This is a genomic window from Sphingomonas aerolata (assembly GCF_023935825.1).
GTDB classification, from domain to species: domain Bacteria; phylum Pseudomonadota; class Alphaproteobacteria; order Sphingomonadales; family Sphingomonadaceae; genus Sphingomonas; species Sphingomonas aerolata.
The window spans coordinates 57,590-75,644 of sequence record NZ_CP098762.1 but is presented as its reverse complement, the minus strand read 5'-3'; the positions used below and the strand labels follow the sequence as shown (position 1 = coordinate 75,644).

The window sequence follows — 18,055 nt, the reverse complement described above, 5'->3', positions numbered from 1 at the left end:
TTACCGCAGCCCGCCGCCGAGCGCGCGATAGAGCTCGACCGCATTGGTGTCGCGGACCAGCCGCGTCGCGAGCAGGCTCTGCTGCGCGGTGTAGAGCGACCGCTGTGAATCGAGCGTGTTGAGGAACGGATCGATCCCCGCGCGGAAGCGCAGTTGCGACAGGTTGAACGCGCCCGCCGCATTGTCGCGCAGCGACGTTTGCGCCTCGAGCTGGGCGTTGATCGTGCCGCGCCGCGCGAGCGCATCGGCGACCTCGCGGAAGCCGGTCTGGACGCTCTTCTCATAGGTCGCGAGCATCGCGTCGCGCGAGGCCTTGGCGTAGTCCAGATTACCCTTGTTGCGACCGAAGTCGAAGATCGGCTGCGTGATCGACGGCGCGACCGACCAGGATTCGCTGCCCTTGCCGAACAGGTTCGACAGGCCGAGGCTCAACGTGCCGAGCGACGCGGTCAGCGAGATATTGGGGAAGAACGCCGCGCGGGCCGCACCGATATTGGCGTTCGCCGCGATCAGCTGATGCTCGGCGGCCGCGACGTCGGGGCGGCGCAGCAGGACTTCGGAGGACAGGTTGGCGGGCAGGTTTTCGAGCGTCGGCGTCTTCTCCGGCATCCGGGCCGGCAGCAGGTCGGCACTGAGCGTCGTGCCGGCGAGCAGGTTCAGCGCATTCTGGTCCTGCGCGATGAGCGTCGTCGCATCGGCGATGTCCGACCGTGCCTGGTCATAGGTCGTCCGCGCCTGGCGCACTTCGAGTTCGGACGCGATGCCGATGCGGAACCGATCCTGCGTCAGCTTGAGTGTCTGGCCGAATGCCCGTTCGGTGTCCTGCGCGATCTTCAGCCGATCCTGGTCCGCCGCCATCGTCAGCCAGGCGGTCGCGGTTTCCGCGATCAGCGACACCTGCGCGGCGTTGCGGTTTTCCTCCGCGGCGAAATAGGCCTGTTGCTGCGCCTGGGTCAGATTGCGGACCCGGCCGAACAGATCGATCTCCCAGGCAGAGACGCCGAGATTGGCCGAATAGATATCGAAGCGGCCGCCGCCGGCGACCGCCCCGGCACCGGTGCCGCCGCCGCCGGTGCCGCCTCCAGTACCGCCGCCCGTGCCGCCACCCGTGGTGCCGCCCGTACCGCCACCGACGGCGCCGAAGGGGGACTTCTGATAGGTCGCACTGCCCGTCGCACCCAGCGTCGGGAACAGGTCGGCGCGCTGGACGCGATATTGCGCCCGCGCCTGCGCGACATTGGCGACCGCGATGCGGACGTCGCGGTTGTTGTCGAGCGCGGTGCGAATGACGCGGCGCAGACGGTCGTCGGTGAAGAACGCCTCCCATGCGGTGTCCGCGGGCACGATCGCACCCGCCGCATCGGTCGCCGCATAAGCCGGTCCGGTCGGCGTGGACGGAGCCACCGGAAGCTCGGGCCGGACATATTTCGGGGCCAGGTTGCAGCCGGCGAGCGTGAGCCCGGCGGCGAACGTCAGAGCGATTTTGCGCGAGAACATCGGATCAGGCCTCCTGCGGCCGCTGGTCGTGGGGCGTGGTGTCGCCGTCACGGGTGTCGTCACGGTTACGGTCGCCGTCCTGCTTGCCCGGCTTGTCCTGCTTGTCCTGCTTGAAGACGCGCTTCACGAGCAGGAAGAACAGCGGCACGAAGAAGATCGCGAGCACGGTCGCGGACAGCATGCCGCCGACCACCGCCCAGCCGATCGCGTTCTGGCCGCCGGCACCCGCACCGCTCGACAGCGCGAGCGGCAGCACGCCGAAGATGAACGCGAACGAGGTCATCAGGATCGGGCGAAGACGCAGCTTGGCGGCCTCGACCGCGGCATCGGCCGCGTTCATCCCGTCACCCATCTTCTCCTCGGCGAACTCGACGATCAGGATCGCGTTCTTCGCCGCCACGCCGATCGTCGTGATCAGGCCGACCTGGAGATAGATGTCGTTGTTGAGCCCCGTGACCATCGCCGCGAGCACCGCACCGAGCACGCCGAGCGGCACGACGAGGAGCACGGCGATCGGGATCGACCAGCTCTCGTACAGTGCGGCAAGGCAGAGGAACACGATCAGCAGCGACAGCGCATAGACATAGGTCGACTGCCCGCCCGAAAGCTGTTCCTCATAGCTGAGGCCGGTCCACTCATAGCCGATGCCGGGGGGCAGCTTGGCCGCCATCTCCTCCATCGCCTTGATCGCGGTGCCGCTGCTGACGCCGGGTGCGGGCGACCCCATGATCTCGAACGAGGCGACGCCGTTATAACGTTCGAGACGTGCGGGGCCGTAGGTCCAGTCGGTGGTCGAGAAGGACGACATCGGCGTCATCGCGTTGGTCGCGCCGCGGACATAGAAGTTGCCGAGATCGGCAGGCGACTTGCGGAACGGCGCATCGGCCTGGACGAACACCTTCTTCACGCGACCGCGGTCGATGAAGTCGTTGATGTACGATCCGCCGAACGCGGTGCTGACGGTGGTGTTGATATCCGCCTGGCTCAGCCCGAGCGCACCTGCCTGGGCTTGGTCGACGTTCAGTTTGAGCTGTGGCGCATCCTCCAGGCCGTTCGGACGGACCTGCATCAGGCGCTTGTCCTGGCTGGCCATGCCGAGCAGCATGTTGCGGGCCTCGAGCAGCTTGTCGTGGCCGACGCCGGCATTGTCCTTCAGCATGAAGTCGAAGCCGTTGGCGTTGCCCAGTTCCTGCACGGCGGGCGGCACGAAGCCGATCACCATGCCGGCGCGGATCCCGGCGAGGGCCTGGTTCGCGCGCTGGGCGACCGCGGCGACGGTATTCGCGTCGCCTTCGCGATCCTCCCACGGTTTGAGCTGGATGAAGGCGAGGCCGACATTCTGGCCCTGGCCGACAAAGCCGAAGCCGCTGATCGTGAAGATGCCCGCAATGTTGGCCTTTTCGTCGACCAGGAAGTGGTCGCGCAGCTTGTCCATCGTCCGCGCAGTCTCTTCCATCGTCGTGCCCGTGGGCATCGACACCTGCGCGAACATCAGCCCCTGATCCTCTTCGGGAAGGAAGCCCGAGGGCAGTCGCAGGAAGACGAACAGCATCGCGCCGACGATGACCGCATAGACGATCATCGTCCGCACCCAGCCCTTTTCGACGCGACGCAGGCCCTTGCCATATCTGTCGACGCCGCGATCGAAGGTCCGGTTGAACCAGCCGAAAAAGCCCTTCTTGTCGCCGTGATCCTGCTTGGACGGCTTCAGGATGGTGGCGCAGAGTGCGGGCGTCAGGATCAGCGCGACCAGCACCGAAAGCACCATCGACGAAACGATCGTGATCGAGAACTGGCGGAAGATCACGCCGGTCGAGCCGCTGAAGAACGCCATCGGCAGGAACACCGCGGACAGCACGAGACCGATGCCGACCAGCGCGCCGCTGATCTCGTCCATCGATTTCTTGGCGGCCTCCTTGGGGCTCAGCCCCTCTTCCTGGATCAGGCGTTCGACATTCTCGACGACGACGATCGCGTCATCGACGAGCAGGCCGATCGCCAGCACCATGCCGAACAGTGTCAGTGTGTTGATCGTGAAGCCCGCGACCTGAAGCACGGCGAGCGAGCCGAGCAGCACGACCGGCACCGCGATCGTCGGGATGAGGGTGGCACGGAAGTTCTGGAGGAAGAGGAACATCACGAGGAAGACGAGGATGATCGCCTCGATCAGCGTGTGGACCACCTGTTCGACCGACAGCCGCACGAACGTCGAATTGTCGACCGGATAGGCGATCTTGACGTCGGCCGGGAACTGCTTGGCGATCTTCTCGACCTCGGCCTTCACCAGCGTGACGGTGTCGAGCGCGTTGGCGCCCGGCGCCAGCTTCACGCCGAAGCCCGCCGCCTGCTTGCCGTTGTAGCGCGCCTGGAAGCTGTAGTTTTCCGAGCCCATTTCAACCCGGGCGACATCGGCGAGGCGCACGGTGGCGCCGCCGGTGGCCGAGCGGATGATGATCTGGCGGAACTGTTCCGGGGTCTGCAGACGCGACTGCGCAGTGACGGTGGCGTTGAGCGCCTGGCCCTTGACCGCGGGAAGGCTGCCGACCTGACCGGCGGAAACCTGTGCGTTCTGCGCGGTGATTGCCGAGGTGATGTCGGTGACGGTGACGCCGAGGTTCGACATCTTGAACGGATCGACCCAGATCCGCATCGAATATTGCGCGCCGAACACCTGCGTGTCGCCGACGCCCTTGATCCGGCTGAGCGGATCCTGAAGCTTGGATGCGATCAGATCGCCGAGATCGACCTGATCATGGCTGCCGTCCTGCGAATAGGCGGCGATCACGAGCAGGAAGTTGGCGGTCGCCTTGGTCACGCGAAGCCCGGCCTGCTGCACTTCCTGCGGCAGGAGCGGGGTCGCCTGTTGCAGCTTGTTCTGCACCTGGACCTGCGCGATGTCCGCGTCGGTGCCCTGTTCGAAGGTCAGCGTGATCGCGAGATTGCCCGCGCCGTCGCTGGTCGAGGCGAAGTAGCGAAGGTTGTCGATCCCCTTCATCTGCTGCTCGATGATCTGCGTCGTCGTATTCTCGAGCGTCTGCGCGTCGGCGCCCGGATAGGACGTCGCGACCGTCACCTTGGGCGCGGCGATCTCGGGGAACTGCGCGATCGGCAGCGACCGGATCGCCAGTACGCCGGCCAGCATCAGGATGATCGCGATGACCCATGCGAAGATGGGTCGATCGATGAAATAGCGTGACATGAGGCGTTACTTCCCGGCCTGCGTGGAGGCGGCACCACCAGCCGTGGCATTCCCGGCGGCGTCCTTGCCACCGGCCTTGCCGACCTGCTGCGGAGCGGCGGGCTTGACGGTCGTGCCGGGGCGCAGGTTGAGCAGCCCCTCGACGATGAGCTTGTCGCCGGGCTTCAGCCCGCTGGTGACGATCCACTTGTCGCCGATCACGCGGTCGGTGACGACATTGCGCTGTTCGACCTTGTTCTGCGCGGTGACGACCATCGCGGTCGCCTTGCCACGCGGATCGCGCGTGATGCCTTCCTGCGGGGCCATGATCGCCTGGCTGCGGATACCCTCGACCAGCTTGGCGCGGACATACATGCCCGGCAGCAGCAGCCCGTTGGGATTGGGGAAGCTGGCGCGCAGCGTCACCGCGCCCGTCGCGGGGTCGACGGTCACTTCGGCGAACTGCAGACGACCCTCGATCGGATAGGTCTGGCCGTTGGGCAGGATCAGCTGGACGCGTGCGGTACCGTCGCCACGCGTCACGCCGCCCGAGGCCATCGCCGCCTTCAGGTCGAGCAGCTGCGCCGCCGACTGGGTGACGTCGACATAGACGGTATCGGTCCGCTGGATCGTCGCGAGCGCGTCGGTCTGCCCGGTCTGGACAAGCGCGCCGGCGGTGAAGATCGACCGGCCGATACGACCCGAGATCGGCGCCTTGATGCGGGTGAAATTGAGGTTCACGCGCGCGGCTTCGACCGCTGCACGCTGCGCTGCAACATTGGCACGCGCCTGTTGTGCGGACGCGGTGGCGTTGTCCGCCTCCTGCTTGCTGACCGCGTTCAGCGCGACGAGCTGGCCGTAACGCTGCGCCTGGAGTCGGGTCGCATTGATCTGCGACTGGGCGGCGCCGAGCTGGCCCTGCGCGGTGCCGAGCGCGGCGCGATAGGGGGCGTCCTCGATCTCGTACAGGACCTGGCCCGAACGGACCATCGCGCCCTCGGTGAACAGGCGACGGCGGATGACGCCCGACACCTGCGGGCGGACTTCCGACGTCTCCACGGCGGCGATTCGGCCGGGCAGCTCGGTGGTCAGCGTCACCGCCTCCTGCGCAACCGTCACGACGCCGACCGTGGGCGTCGGCGGGGGCGGGGGGGCCTCTTCCTTGCTGCACGCCGCCATCAGCGCCAGCGCGGCCAGGGCCACCGATCCCTTGAGATTCAATCGCTGCATGTTGAGCATCCCGACGTCCGTGCAGAAGAGTTCACCGGAATGAACGTTCATTCCGCTTGCGCCGCCGCTATGGACGTGCAAACGCCGGGTCAAGTTAAAACGTCGTCCGGAGTGGAATTTTGAGTGCAGTGCAACATGAGAAGTCGGCGCGTTCGCACATCGTTGATGCGGCCCGGCATCTTTATGCGACGCAGGGATTCCATCAGACGTCGATGGCCGAACTGGCTGCCGCTGCGGACGTCAGCGTCGGCCAGATCTATCGCCTGTTCACCGGCAAGAACGCGCTGATCCAGGCGCTGATCCTCGAGGATGCCGAGGCCAAACTCTCAGACCTGCGCAAGCTGACCGACGACGTGTCGACGGGGCGGCTGTCGATCGAGCGCGGATTTGTCGAGCTCGCGCGGCGGTCGCTCGCCAAGGGGGACGAGGCACTGTCGTTTGATATCATGGCGGAAGCGCATCGCAACGGCGAGGTCGCGGACACGATCGGCTCGCTCTGCACCGGGTTTCGCACGGTGGTGCGCGATCTCGCCTGCGTCGCCAATCCCGCGCTGTCGGCAAATGCGCTCGACGGCGCGGAGGAGCTGGTGCTGGCGTGCATGTTCGGGCTGGGGCACCGGACCTTGTCCTGTCCGCGGCTGTCCGAGACCGAAACCGCAGAGGTCACCGGGCGGATGATACTCGCGGCGCTCCACGCGCTCTGAGACACGACACGGTGTCCTGACGACGGGGCAGGCGGCCCCGTTTGGCGGGCGGGCGGCGGCGCGGGGCATTACCGATTGTTGCACTGCGGCGCGCGAAGTCGGATAAGCGGTGCATGACCGAAACGACACGACGCGACATCATGATGGCCCTTGCGGCCACCGGCCTGTGGCCGGCGGCGGCACTGGCACAGACGGGGGCGGGCACCCCCCGCAGGCGCGGCGCCGCGGCGTCGTCCGCCCCCGCGCTGGGCAAGCCCGAGTCGTTTTCCTGGGAGGCGCTGCAACAGCGCGCCGCCGCGCTGGCGCGCGCGCCTTATCGCGCGCCGGCCAAGGTCGCGGCGGCCGAGGCGATCGATTATGATGCGGTCGGCTCGATCAGCTATCGACCCGAGCGTACGCTGGCAGGCGGCATCCGCCTGTTCCCGCTCGGCCGTTATGCGCCGACCCCTGTCGCGATCCACGTCGTCGAACGCGGGCAGGCGCGCGCGGTCGACTTCGCCGCGGATCTCTTCAAGACCGAATCCGGGCATCACGCCGCACTCGGCATCGCCGGCTTCCGCGCGGTGTCGAGCGACGGCAAGAGCGACTGGATGGCGTTCATCGGCGCCTCTTACTTCCGCACCGCCGGTTCGCAGGACCAATATGGCCTGTCCGCGCGCGGTATCGCGATCGACACCGGGATCGACGGCAAGGAGGAATTTCCCGCCTTCACCGCCTTCTGGATCGAGGCGACGGGCGCGCAGAGCTATACCGTCTATGCCCTTCTCGACGGGCCCAGCGTGACCGGTGCGTACCGGTTCGTGTGCCGCTACACCGACGGGACCGATGGCGGCGTCGTCCAGGATGTCTCGTCGACGATCACGCTGCGCAAGGACGTCGCGCGGCTTGGCATCGCGCCGGCGACGAGCATGTTCTGGTATGGCGAGGGCAACCGCGCCGCGGCGATCGACTGGCGCCCCGAAATCCATGATTCGGACGGGCTGGCGATGGCGACCGGTGCCGGTGAGCGGATCTGGCGTCCGCTCGCCAATCCCGCGACCCCCACGCTCGACAGCTTCCAGGACGACAATCCGCGCGGCTTCGGCCTGATCCAGCGTGACCGGGCGTTCGATCATTACCAGGACGACGGCGCCTTCTACGATCGCCGCGCGAACCTGTGGATCGAGCCGAAGGGCGACTGGGGCAAGGGCGCGGTGACGCTGTACGCCTTCCCGACCGCGAGCGAGACGGTCGACAATGTCGCCGCCTTCTGGGTGCCCGCCGCGCCGGCGACCGCGGGGAAGACGATGCAGTTCGACTATCGGCTGACCTGGTCGTCGCGCGATCCCTCGGTCGCGCAGCCCGCGCATGCGGTCGAGAACTGGCGTGGCTCGGCCGGCCGGCCGGGCGCCGAGCCAACGCCGGGCGCGCGGAAGGTCGTCGTCGATTTCGTCGGGGCGGCTCTCGCCGGTCTCGACCGGTCGAGCGGCGTGACGGTGCAGGCCGATGTCAGCCGTGGCCGGGTCCTGGCCAGCGCCGCCTATCCGGTCGTCGGCCAGCCGAACCGCTGGCGCGTGACGCTCGATGTCGCGCCCGAACGCGGGGCGCTGGCCGATGTCCGGCTGTTCCTGAAGCGCGGCGGGCAGTCGCTCAGCGAAACCGTGCTGACGCAGGTGGGTTGAGCCATGACCGTGGACAGCCCGGGCCGCCCCGGTCATCCCGCTCTTCCGGCACGATTGCCCGCCGGCGTCCCGATCGACATGCCGCTGCAGAATTTCCGGGCGCGCGGCACCGGCGGCGGACCGACACCCGACCCGCTGGCCGGACCGTCGAACGGCTCGGACACGCTGACCTCGCCCGAGGGCATGTCGTCGCGGCGACTGCTCCTGTTCCTGCTGACGATGCTGCTCGCCACCACCGCCTCGGCGGCGGTCCAGGATTCGCTGCTCGGCGACGGCATCGACCTGTGGGACGTCGCGCTGCTCGTGCTGTTCTTCCCGCTCTTCGCGTGGATCGCGTTCGGGTTTCTCAACGCGCTGATCGGCTTTGTCCTGCTGATGACGCGGATGCATCCGGGCTTCGTGCCGGTCCCGCAGAACCGCCAGCCGCTGACCGGGCAGACCGCGGTGCTGATCCCGGTCCATAACGAGGATGTCGACGCGGTGTTCGGGCGGATCGCGCGGATGATGCACGCGATCGAGGCTGCGGGCGAGGCGGGCAGTTTCGCCTTCTTCGTACTGAGCGATTCGGGCGAAGAGTCGGGCGCACAGGAAGTCGCGGCCTGGGAGGTGCTCGCCCCCGGATCGCGCGTTCCGCTCTATTATCGCCGCCGGACCGACAATGTCGCGCGCAAGCCGGGCAATGTCGCCGACTGGGTCCGGCGCTTCGGCGGCGGCTATGATCACATGCTGGTGCTCGACGCGGACAGCCTGATGAGCGGCGACGCGATGATCGGCATGGCGCAGGTGATGGAGCGCCGCCCCTCGGTCGGACTGTTGCAGACCGTGCCGACGATCCGCGGCGCGACCACGCTATTCCAGCGCTGGATGCAGTTCAACAGCCGGCTCTACGGACCGATCTCGACCGCCGGACTGGTCTGGTGGTCGGGGTCGGAGGCGAGCTTCTGGGGGCATAATGCGATCATCCGCACCCGGGCCTTTGCCGAAAGCTGTGGCCTGCCCGTGCTGCCCGGCGGCCCGCCGTTCGGCGGCGCGATCATGAGCCACGACATGGTCGAGGCCGCCTTGCTGCGGCGGCGCGGCTGGGCGGTCCACCTGATCATGATCGACGACAGCTATGAGGAATTTCCCCCGACGCTGATCGACATGGCGGTGCGCGACCGGCGCTGGGCGCAGGGCAATATCCAGCATCTGAAGCTGCTGGGGTCGGACGGGTTCCATCCGGTCAACCGGCTGCAGCTGGCGATCGGGGCGTCGGCATACATGACGTCGCCCGCCTGGCTGGTCCTGATCCTGACGACCATCGCGCAGGCCTTTGCCGGCGAAAGCAAGCTGGTCGAGGCGACCACCTCGGCGCGCGTGCTGGCGCTGACGGTCATCCTGCTGTTCGGTCCCAAATTGCTCGGGATCATCTGGGCGGTGTCCGACCGGAGCCGGCGCGCGGCGTTCGGGGGCGCGCGGGCGATCATCCTGTCCGCCATTGCCGAGATCCCGCTATCGATGCTGTCCGCGCCGGTCATCATGCTGACGCAGACGATGGACCTGATCAGCATCTTCCGCGGCCAGCCATCGGGCTGGAGCCCGCAGAACCGGGATCGCGACGGGCTGTCGATCGCGGATGTCGTGCCGCGCTATCGCTGGCATCTCGCGGCGGGGGTCGCCCTGCTCCTGATCTCGCCTGCCGTCCCGATCACTGCGCTGTGGCTGGCGCCGGTGACGCTCGGGCTGTTGCTGTCGCCGTGGCTCGCCAAATGGAGCGCGAGCAACGCGGCGGGGAGCCGCGCTGACGCGCGCGGCCTGTTCCAGGTGCCCGCCAGCGGCATCGACCAGCTGCCCGCGACCGAGGCATCGGCGCTCCACGCGATCGCGCACTGACGCGCGACGCGCGGCGCCGCCGAGGCTACCGCACGGCTTCGGCGGAGGCCGAAACGGCCGGGGCGGATGCGGCGACGATCAGCGTCGGGGCGTCCGCGACGAACCGGTCGAGCACGCCGTCGGCGACCCGGATCGCACCGTCGAACCGCGTCGCACCGGGGATGGTCTGGACGGCCGCGGCCTGTGCGGCGAGACGGCGCGCCTCGGCGAAATAACCGGCGGCGGCCGCGCCGTCGCGGTTTGCGGCGTCGAGTCCGGCGGCGGTCATCTGCAACGCGCGACCCCAGAGCTGCATCGCATCGAGCCAGGGGCGTGCCTGGTCCGCAAAGCCCGGATCGATCGTGCCCGAGCGGATCGTGTCGGGCGCGGCCGCCAGCATGTCGGCCGCCCTGGCCAGATCGGCGAGCGCGCGACCGCGGGCCGCCGCGTCGCCCTCCGCCAGCGCGAGGCGCACGGCGTCGAGCTGCGCCTTGAGCCTGGGCGCCTGGGGCTGCCAGGGTTGGCTGCCGAAGGTCGGGGCGAGATGCTGCGTATCGAAGAAGCTCAGCAGCGCCGCGGTCGCGCGCGGATCGCCGCCCGCCAGCTCGCGGGCGGCGAACTGCCACGTGCGGTCCGCGTCATAGTCCTTGTCGTTCCAGCCGAACGCGGCAACGCCGGTCACCGCGACGCGGCTCGGCGCCTCCTGGTTCATCGGGTTCGACAGAATCCCCGTCAGTTCGCCCGCCAGCCCCGCCTCGCGCCGCGCATAGGGCGCGAGCAGCAGCCGCCCGGTGGTCTGGGCATAATCGTTGACCGGATAATTGTCCCACAGCAGCGTCTTGCGCCCGAAGGCTTTGGTCGCGGTCTTCGCATCGGCGATCGAGATCGCGGGGGGGACGACATCGGTGCCGGTCCACTGCACCACGACGCGGGGATCGAGATATTTGCGCAGCGCCGCCTTGTACGGGGTTTCCTTCGCGTCGTAATATTCGGTCGGCACCATGATCAGCGGGCGCGACGACGGATCCTTCGCAAGCAGATCCGCCTGAACCGCGTTCAGCAGGCGTGATTGCGCGATGCCTGCGGCCTCGGCGCCCGATGGTCCGAAACTGGCCTTGTCCCGTTCGCAATTCCATTTGGTATATTCGATGTCGTCGAGCGCGACATAGAAGCTGTGGACGCCGATCGATCGCAGCGCGGCGAACTTGCGTTCGAGCGCCTGAGCATCGGCGGGGTCTGAGAAGCACACCGACGGGCCCGGCGAGACCGCATAGACGAAATCGACATGATTGCGCCGTGCGGTCGCGACCAGTGTGCCGAGCGCGGACAAAGTCGCCGCGGGATAGGCCTCGCGCCAGCGATCGCGCGCATAGGGATCGTCCTTGGGGCTGTAGACATAGGTGTTCGCCTTGACGGTGGCGAGGAAGTCGAGATGCTTCGTCCGGTCCGCCATCGTCCAGGGCTTGCCGTAAAAGCCCTCGATCGTGCCGCGCATCGGCATCGCGGGATGATCCTGGATCACCAGCGCGGGGAGGGCCGGGCGTGCCGCGAGCTGTCGGAAGGTCTGGACGGCATGGAACAGTCCGTCCGCGTCCTGGCCCGCCAGCGTGATAATGCCGCTGCTGCCCGCTGCGAGCGTGGCGATCGTATAGCCTTCGGGATGCGTGTCGCGGACGGTACCGGCGCGGGCGAGCGCGTCGCGGACGATCGCGGTGTCGCCGGTGCCGAGCAGGATGTGCGGGCGATCGGGGGCGGCGGGCAGCCGCCGCGCGGTCGTGATCGTCGTGACTCCGGCGGCGCGCAGGATCTCACGGACCAGCGCGACGCTGTCACCGTCGGTGCCGGCTGGGGCGACGAGCACCACCGATCGGCCGAGCGTTATCGTGCCGGTCCGCAGCGCGACCGACGTCGGCGCGGGGAAGATGGCGGGCATCGTCACCGGCTGCGCGATGCCCTGCGCGGAGACCGTGGTCGCCAAGCCCGTCGCGATCAGGGCCGCGTACGTCCCCGTCATGGCCATGCGTCGCGTCATAACAGCTCTCCGGTATTTCATTGGTATTATGAGAGCGGTTTTAGGCACAGGACGGCGTCACGGCAAGGCGTCGCTGCCATGGCGGCCATTGCCGACAGACTTTGGTCAGGATGGGGTAACCGACCTAGGGCCCGCTGCTGCGGGGCCAGCGGGACGTCGGGTCCACGCGGCGGTCGGATGAAAAAAATGCCGCTGACCCTTACGAACTTCGCATGTGACCCGCTATTTTTCAATGGCTTAGAAACAACGGGGCTACTTAAGCGAATTTTGGCAGGGTGTACCCCTGTCACTTATGAGGTTCGTCCGCCAGCCGGGGAGTGCTTCTTGAGAATGCGAAACCGATCTTCTTGAAGATGGTCGGCTCAGCCATGTCGCTGCGGGCTATTGCCTGGAGCTCTCGCAAGGTGTTTTTACAAGCGGAAGAAGATGCGTCCAGCGAGTCCTCGGCAGAATGATAGTCTGCACGAAGTATCGCTTCGAGCCGCATGACGCAGTCATGTGCCGCCTCAGGCAGGATCCAGCTATGCCGGAAAGCAGTTTTTCCTAACTGGTCCATGGCCGTACGATAGATCGCCACACGACGGTTCGTGTCCTCGTCATCCCGGTCGTGGCGGAAAATTGCATCTTGATACGCGAGCTCGAGGTAACGTCGCATCTCGTTCAGGGCGTCAAAAATGTCGGAATAGGCGGCAGCCTTGCGATCCCAAACCTGCTCACGAACACGTTTGACCTCGGCGAACCGCGAACCAAGCCATACGGCGACAAGTGATGCAACTGAGCCGGTCAATAGAGAGGCGAAATCGGCCATCATCCCGAGGGAAGCAGACCTCGCCAGCCGAGGCAAGCACCCAGCTACTAGGTGGCGATTCGCCGCGTCGAAGTGAAGCGGTGTGTCATCCGTTCAGGCGCCAATGTGAATTGCGCCAACCGCGGTCCATTTCCCTAGACCAGCGGCCTTCGCAATGTCGCCGCCCTTGCGACCTAGGACTACTGAGTGAAGCGACAGCGCCGTGCTGATAAGCGCAAGGACCGCGACGAGAGCCCCGGCATCGCGCCACATGAGGCTTGACTGATCCTCGTAGCACGCGGCGTATCGTCGGCCGTCCGCCAGCAATTGAATCGTCGTTCCGGTCGTGGCGCCGCACAGCTCGCGGCTGACGCCGAAAGACCGGTCCCGCACCTGAGCATCGCAGAGGTCCACGACGCCTGGCAGGAGATCATGGTGACGATCGCCCTCGCCGGGCAGGGACCCGCGATGATCGACTTCGACCGCGCGTCGCAGGTCCCCGCGAAGGTCGGCGCGTTCCTGGCGTACTGCGACCTCTCACTGGCGAATGCCAGGATCGGCATCGTCGCATCGCGGCCGATCATGCTGGACCGCATCAAGCGCCGGCGGCGGCAGATCCACTTCGGGCCGGCACACATCCTGTACGGCACGTTGGACGGCGGCGACGGAGAGCGGACGGTCGAGGCATATCGGCGGCACCTGCAGCGGCTCTCACGATCGGGCGGAGCCTTGGCTCTTGGCGACCTAGGCCAGATCACGACTGACGCGTTTCGGGATCTTCCTCTTCAGCTCGATCGACCGACCTGACCCGCTTCCACAGGTGTCGTACGGCCGCAATGGCGGATCAAGATTTCCTCTACCGGAGCCCCGTCCTGACGTTGCGATCGTCCGCTTCCATCCGTACGCAGTTCGCGGAGACGACGATGACGAGCGATGCAGGGGAAGCACGGCAGTCCGAAGCGAAGGCGAACGTCGGATTACCCGCGCGTCTCGTCCGCCCTCGCTCAAGGCGCCCGTCCCGACCGATGCGATCGCATCGGCTGGAGGGAACCGCTTCGTGAGGTTCATCGCCGACGGTCCCGATCTGCCAGGCGATCTTCTCGATGCGCGCGACGAGGGTCAGGTCGTTTTCTTCTGCGGCGCCGGCGTATCCCGCCATCAGGCCGGAGGCCCGAGCTTCAACGAGCTTGCCGGCAGGGTGGTCGACGAGCTCGGATCGTCGCGCACGAGCCCCGCGCGTCGCCTGATCGAGCTCGCCGGGCGAATCGATCCCATCCCCGGAGCCGGCGGCATCCCGCCGGCCGACCGCATATTCGCGCTGCTCGAGCAGGAGTTCCCCGTCGAGGACGTGCGGCGGGCCGTAGCCCGCTCGCTCGAGCCGCCCGGCGTGCCCGGTCTCGCTGCCCACCAGGCGCTGATCGACCTGTCGCGCGCACCCGACGGCACCGTCAGACTCGTCACGACCAACTTCGATCGCGTGTTCGAGCTTGCCGATCCGTCCCTGCGGGCAGTGGCGCCACCGTCGCTGCCGGATCCTGCGCGCGCCGGTGCGCTGGCAGGCGTGATCCACCTCCACGGCAAGGTCACCCTCGACTACCGAGGACCCGACGGACCGGAATTCGTCCTCTCCTCCGCCGATTTCGGACGCGCGTACCTGGCGGACGGGTGGGCGACGGCCTTCATGCGTTCGCTGATGGACCGGTACCGCATCGTCTTCGTGGGCTATTCCGCAGACGATCCGCCAATGCAGTATCTGCTGGAGGCGCTCAGCACCGGTGTCAGGCCGGGCCGGCTCTACGCGCTGCAGGACGGCGAGGCGTCGCGTGCGACTGCACTTTGGCGTCACAAGGGGGTAACCGCCATTCCCTTCGACACGTTCTCCGGCCTGTGGACGACACTCGACGCCTGGGCGGACCGCGCTCGCGACCCGGACGGCTGGCGCCGGGACGTCGCCGCCATGGCCATGCGGGGACCTAGGAATCTGCTGCCGTACCAGCGTGGGCAGGTCGCGCAGCTGATATCCTCGCGTCTTGGCGCCAGGATCTTCGCCGAACACGAGCCGCCGCCGCCGGCCGAGTGGCTTTGCGTCTTCGATCCGCAGGTTCGCTTCGACAAGCCCCGGATGACGAGCCTCGACGGCTCCGCACGAGAGGACTTCGATCCGTTCGCAGCCTACAGCCTGGATGGAGAGACGGCTCCGCCTCGCGATCAGGATCGCCACCGGTCCGCGACGGTTCCGCAGAGCAGCTGGTCGGCGTTCGAGGCCGTCTCGGGCGAGCGGCCGGCCGGCAGAAGCGCCGTCCCGGTGTCGCTGCGGGGGCGTTCCTCGATCGACGCGCCGCAGCTGACGGAGCGGCTTGCACGCCTTGCAGGCTGGTTCGGGCGGATCGCTGCGGATCCCGTCGCGCTATGGTGGGCCGCCGGGCAGGATGCGCTTCACCCGGACATGACCTTCAGGGTCCGCCACACCCTGCTGCGCGACGACGTGCCGGCCGCCGTGCGCAGGGGATGGCGGTTGCTGCTCGCAGCGAGCGAGGAGGCGGGGGATGCGGGACGGAGCGTGTACGACCTGCAGCGCGTCGTTCAGGCCGAAGGATGGTCGTCGCTCGCGGTAGCCAGCCTCGTCCGGATCGAACGCCCGCGTCTGACCGTGCAGCGACCGATGACGGCGCCGGTCGCCGCCGCTGCCGCCGGCATTCGTCTCGTGGATGCCGACGTGGCCTACGCGCGGCACGCCGATCGCCTCGAGGTTCCGCCCGAGCATCTCGCGGACTATGTCGACGGCGTCCGCCGAAACCTTGTGCTCGCCACCCGGCTCGAACAGGCCGTCGGCGGCTTCGCGCTGACCGGGCTGGCTCCGTTCGCGCGATACGAGCTGGGGCCAGGCGAGTTCAGGATCGGGGTCTCGGACATCTCCGCCCTGATGTTACGCTTCGCGGCGCTCGTCGCACAGCTGTACGAGACCGCACCCGATCTGGCGCTGGCCGAAATCGGCAGCTGGCGGAATGCGCACGGCACGCCGTTCCGCAACCTGCGGGTGTGGGCCGCGGGGCAGCGGCAGCTGACGGACCCTGCGCAGGCCGCCGCGATCGTCCTCTCCCTGGGTTCCGACCTGTGGGATGGGCGGCTTGAGCGGGATCTGCTCATCACGCTGACGGCGCGCTGGACGGAACTGCCTGAGGACGCCCGCGGCAGCATCGAGGCCGCGATGCTCGCAGGACCGGAGCCACGGGAGGGGACGGCTTCCGATGCGTTCGAGCCCTATCGCATCAACTCGGTCCTGCGACGTCTGCACTGGCTCCGGCGCGAGGGGCTCGAGACGACGTTCGATCCCGGTCCGCTGATGACGAAACTGGCTGCACGGCTTCCCGGCTGGAGCGAGGACGACGCTTCCGAGCAGCTCGACCGCAACCCGTCGCGGGGCGGTCAGGTCTCGGCCGACAAAACCCACGACCGGCTCCTTGAGGTTCCGCTCGACCAAGTGCTGACGACTGCCGAGGAGGGCGCGGGGCGGCGGCGCGACTTTCTCGTCGAGCCCCGCCCGTTCCGCGGCCTTGCCGAAAGCAGGCCGGTCAGGGCCCTGGCCGCACTGCGACGTGCCGCCGCTCGCGGTGAGCCATGGGCGTGGGCCTGGAGCGATTTGTTCTGGTCGGAAGCACGTCGGGCGGATTCGCGGCGCCTGCGCTGCATGCTCGCGAGGCGGATCTGCCGCCTGCCGGACGCGGTACTCGCAGAGAACGTCGGCGCGGCGACCTACTGGTTCGCGACACGCTCGGAACCGGTCTGGCGGCAGCACCGCGATCTGCATCTCGCCACGTGGCAGCGGCTGGTGGAGGTCCTCGCGCGGCATCCGGAGGCGGGAGCTTCCGGCGTCGTCGTACAGGGCGAGCACGAGTGGATCGGCGAGGCCATCAACGCGCCCGCCGGCCGGCTGACCGGGATGCTGTTCGCCGAAGCCGACTGGAGCGGCGACCCGCAAGCGCTGCCGGGAAGTTTCCAGGAACGCGCGACCGCGCTGCTGTCTCTGACGCAGGAGCCCCGTGCGCATGCCGCCGTCCTGCTTGCGGGCCAGGCCAACTGGCTGTTCACAAAGGATCGCAGGTGGACGGAGCGGAACCTCCTGCCGCTCCTTGGCGGCGCGCGGGACGATACCGCCGTCGACGCCGCGCTGGTCGGGCTGCTCGCGCTCGAGCAGCAGCTCCTCGACGGCCTGTTCGTGCTTGTCCGGCCGCTGCTGCTCGGGCTTGTCGAGGACGGGGCCATGCCCTCCCGCCAGCGGGATCAGGCCATCGGCCACCTTCTCACCGCCTGGTTCGGCACCCCAGTCGGCGATGATCCGACGATCGCGTCCGCCGACCTGAGGGAGGCGCTTATCGTGACCGGCGAGCACCAGCGCCTGGCGGCTCTGCGTATGGTAGGAAACTGGGCGGAGGCTTCGGACGCGTGCGCCGCCCGCATCGTCCAATTCGTCCGCGACGTCTGGCCGCGCCAGCTGGTCGCACGTAGTCCTGCGGCGTCGGCGGCACTCGCCACGCTGGCGCTCGGCTCGGGCGAGCGCATGCCGGAGGTCACCGCCGCCGTGCTGCCGGTCCTCGGCATCACCGCCGACCAGGTCGACGTCTTCCCCCGCAGCGGCGAGGGCGACGACGAGGAGGTCAAGCGCTATCCCCAGGAGTATATCGCGATCCTTCATGCAATCCTCCCCGAGGATGCAGGTCTATGGCCCTGGGGGGTGCCGCCCGTGATAGGCCAGCTTGCGGGCATAGGGGCGCTCGCCGGCGATCCTCGTGTAGCGGAGCTCAGGAGGCGCATGGCGCAGGCATGAGAAGCGGTAGAACCTCGTTCCCGCAACGGCCCGGCGGGCCGGGCTGCGCCAGTGGGAGGACCTGAGCGATGGGGGTCAGTGGATGCCGGGTCGTGGATCGCCGGCTATCGGCCAGCGGTGTTCAAGCAAGCGCTCCGCGCCTACTCGCGCAGGCTCGATCCCGGTGCCCTGATCAACCTGCGCAGCCTCTTCCCGCTACGGCGCGACGGCGCGATCCTCCTTGAGCAAGCGCTGGACCGGCGCCTGATCGACCCCTCATCGCTCACGCCGACCGTCGTTGGGGAGGTTTT

The 18,055-nt window shown here is 67.9% G+C and carries 10 protein-coding genes; 5 read left to right on the top strand and 5 right to left on the bottom strand.

Annotation, left to right across the window (positions count from 1 at the left end; all coding sequences use genetic code 11):
• Genes NEF64_RS00305 through NEF64_RS00295 form a run of 3 tightly spaced genes read right to left on the bottom strand, consistent with a single transcriptional unit; the run spans position 1 to position 5,905 of the window.
• A complete protein-coding gene (locus NEF64_RS00305) occupies positions 1 to 1,497 on the bottom strand; it encodes an efflux transporter outer membrane subunit (RefSeq protein WP_056409716.1) in 1,497 nt (498 codons plus the stop codon).
• A gap of 4 nt (positions 1,498 to 1,501) precedes the next feature.
• On the bottom strand, positions 1,502 to 4,696 hold the full coding sequence (locus NEF64_RS00300; RefSeq protein ID WP_082447097.1) for an efflux RND transporter permease subunit: 3,195 nt from the start codon (positions 4,694 to 4,696) through the stop codon (positions 1,502 to 1,504).
• Between the two features lie 6 nt (positions 4,697 to 4,702).
• A complete protein-coding gene (locus NEF64_RS00295) occupies positions 4,703 to 5,905 on the bottom strand; it encodes an efflux RND transporter periplasmic adaptor subunit (protein ID WP_031395481.1) in 1,203 nt (400 codons plus the stop codon).
• A gap of 128 nt (positions 5,906 to 6,033) precedes the next feature.
• Here NEF64_RS00295 and NEF64_RS00290 point away from each other — a divergent pair, with 128 nt between their 5' ends.
• The 3 genes from NEF64_RS00290 to mdoH all read left to right on the top strand — a co-directional run bounded on the left by NEF64_RS00290 (position 6,034) and on the right by mdoH (position 10,142).
• Complete coding sequence (locus NEF64_RS00290; protein ID WP_320466530.1) at positions 6,034 to 6,609, top strand: TetR/AcrR family transcriptional regulator; 576 nt, start codon at positions 6,034 to 6,036, stop codon at positions 6,607 to 6,609.
• A gap of 113 nt (positions 6,610 to 6,722) precedes the next feature.
• Positions 6,723 to 8,270, top strand: coding sequence for an OpgD/OpgG family glucan biosynthesis protein (locus tag NEF64_RS00285; protein WP_056409719.1), 1,548 nt, complete (start codon positions 6,723 to 6,725; stop codon positions 8,268 to 8,270).
• Between the two features lie 3 nt (positions 8,271 to 8,273).
• A complete protein-coding gene (gene mdoH, locus NEF64_RS00280) occupies positions 8,274 to 10,142 on the top strand; it encodes a glucans biosynthesis glucosyltransferase MdoH (RefSeq protein WP_056409724.1) in 1,869 nt (622 codons plus the stop codon).
• Positions 10,143 to 10,167: 25 nt separating this feature from the next.
• On the opposite strand, the gene NEF64_RS00275 is transcribed toward mdoH, so the two are convergent.
• Both NEF64_RS00275 and NEF64_RS00270 read right to left on the bottom strand, forming a co-directional pair.
• Positions 10,168 to 12,135, bottom strand: coding sequence for a glycoside hydrolase family 84 protein (locus tag NEF64_RS00275; RefSeq protein ID WP_235516558.1), 1,968 nt, complete (start codon positions 12,133 to 12,135; stop codon positions 10,168 to 10,170).
• 304 nt (positions 12,136 to 12,439) lie between these two features.
• Complete coding sequence (locus NEF64_RS00270) at positions 12,440 to 12,961, bottom strand: hypothetical protein (protein ID WP_252574445.1); 522 nt, start codon at positions 12,959 to 12,961, stop codon at positions 12,440 to 12,442.
• Between the two features lie 411 nt (positions 12,962 to 13,372).
• On the opposite strand from NEF64_RS00270, the gene NEF64_RS00265 reads away from it, so the two are divergent.
• Positions 13,373 to 13,747, top strand: coding sequence for a hypothetical protein (locus tag NEF64_RS00265; protein ID WP_252574443.1), 375 nt, complete (start codon positions 13,373 to 13,375; stop codon positions 13,745 to 13,747).
• A gap of 250 nt (positions 13,748 to 13,997) precedes the next feature.
• On the top strand, positions 13,998 to 17,765 hold the full coding sequence (locus NEF64_RS00260; RefSeq protein WP_252574441.1) for an SIR2 family protein: 3,768 nt from the start codon (positions 13,998 to 14,000) through the stop codon (positions 17,763 to 17,765).
• Positions 17,766 to 18,055 lie beyond the last annotated feature (290 nt).

Excerpts from the sequence above, each read along its gene's own strand:
- NEF64_RS00300 (WP_082447097.1), bottom strand. The coding sequence starts at position 4,696 with ATGTCACGCTATTTCATCGATCGACCCATCTTCGCATGGGTCATCGCG.
- NEF64_RS00265 (WP_252574443.1), top strand. The coding sequence starts at position 13,373 with ATGGTGACGATCGCCCTCGCCGGGCAGGGACCCGCGATGATCGACTTC.
- mdoH (WP_056409724.1), top strand. The coding sequence starts at position 8,274 with ATGACCGTGGACAGCCCGGGCCGCCCCGGTCATCCCGCTCTTCCGGCA.
- NEF64_RS00270 (WP_252574445.1), bottom strand. The coding sequence starts at position 12,961 with ATGGCCGATTTCGCCTCTCTATTGACCGGCTCAGTTGCATCACTTGTC.
- NEF64_RS00275 (WP_235516558.1), bottom strand. The coding sequence starts at position 12,135 with ATGACGGGGACGTACGCGGCCCTGATCGCGACGGGCTTGGCGACCACG.
- NEF64_RS00295 (WP_031395481.1), bottom strand. The coding sequence starts at position 5,905 with ATGCAGCGATTGAATCTCAAGGGATCGGTGGCCCTGGCCGCGCTGGCG.
- NEF64_RS00305 (WP_056409716.1), bottom strand. The coding sequence starts at position 1,497 with ATGTTCTCGCGCAAAATCGCTCTGACGTTCGCCGCCGGGCTCACGCTC.
- NEF64_RS00285 (WP_056409719.1), top strand. The coding sequence starts at position 6,723 with ATGACCGAAACGACACGACGCGACATCATGATGGCCCTTGCGGCCACC.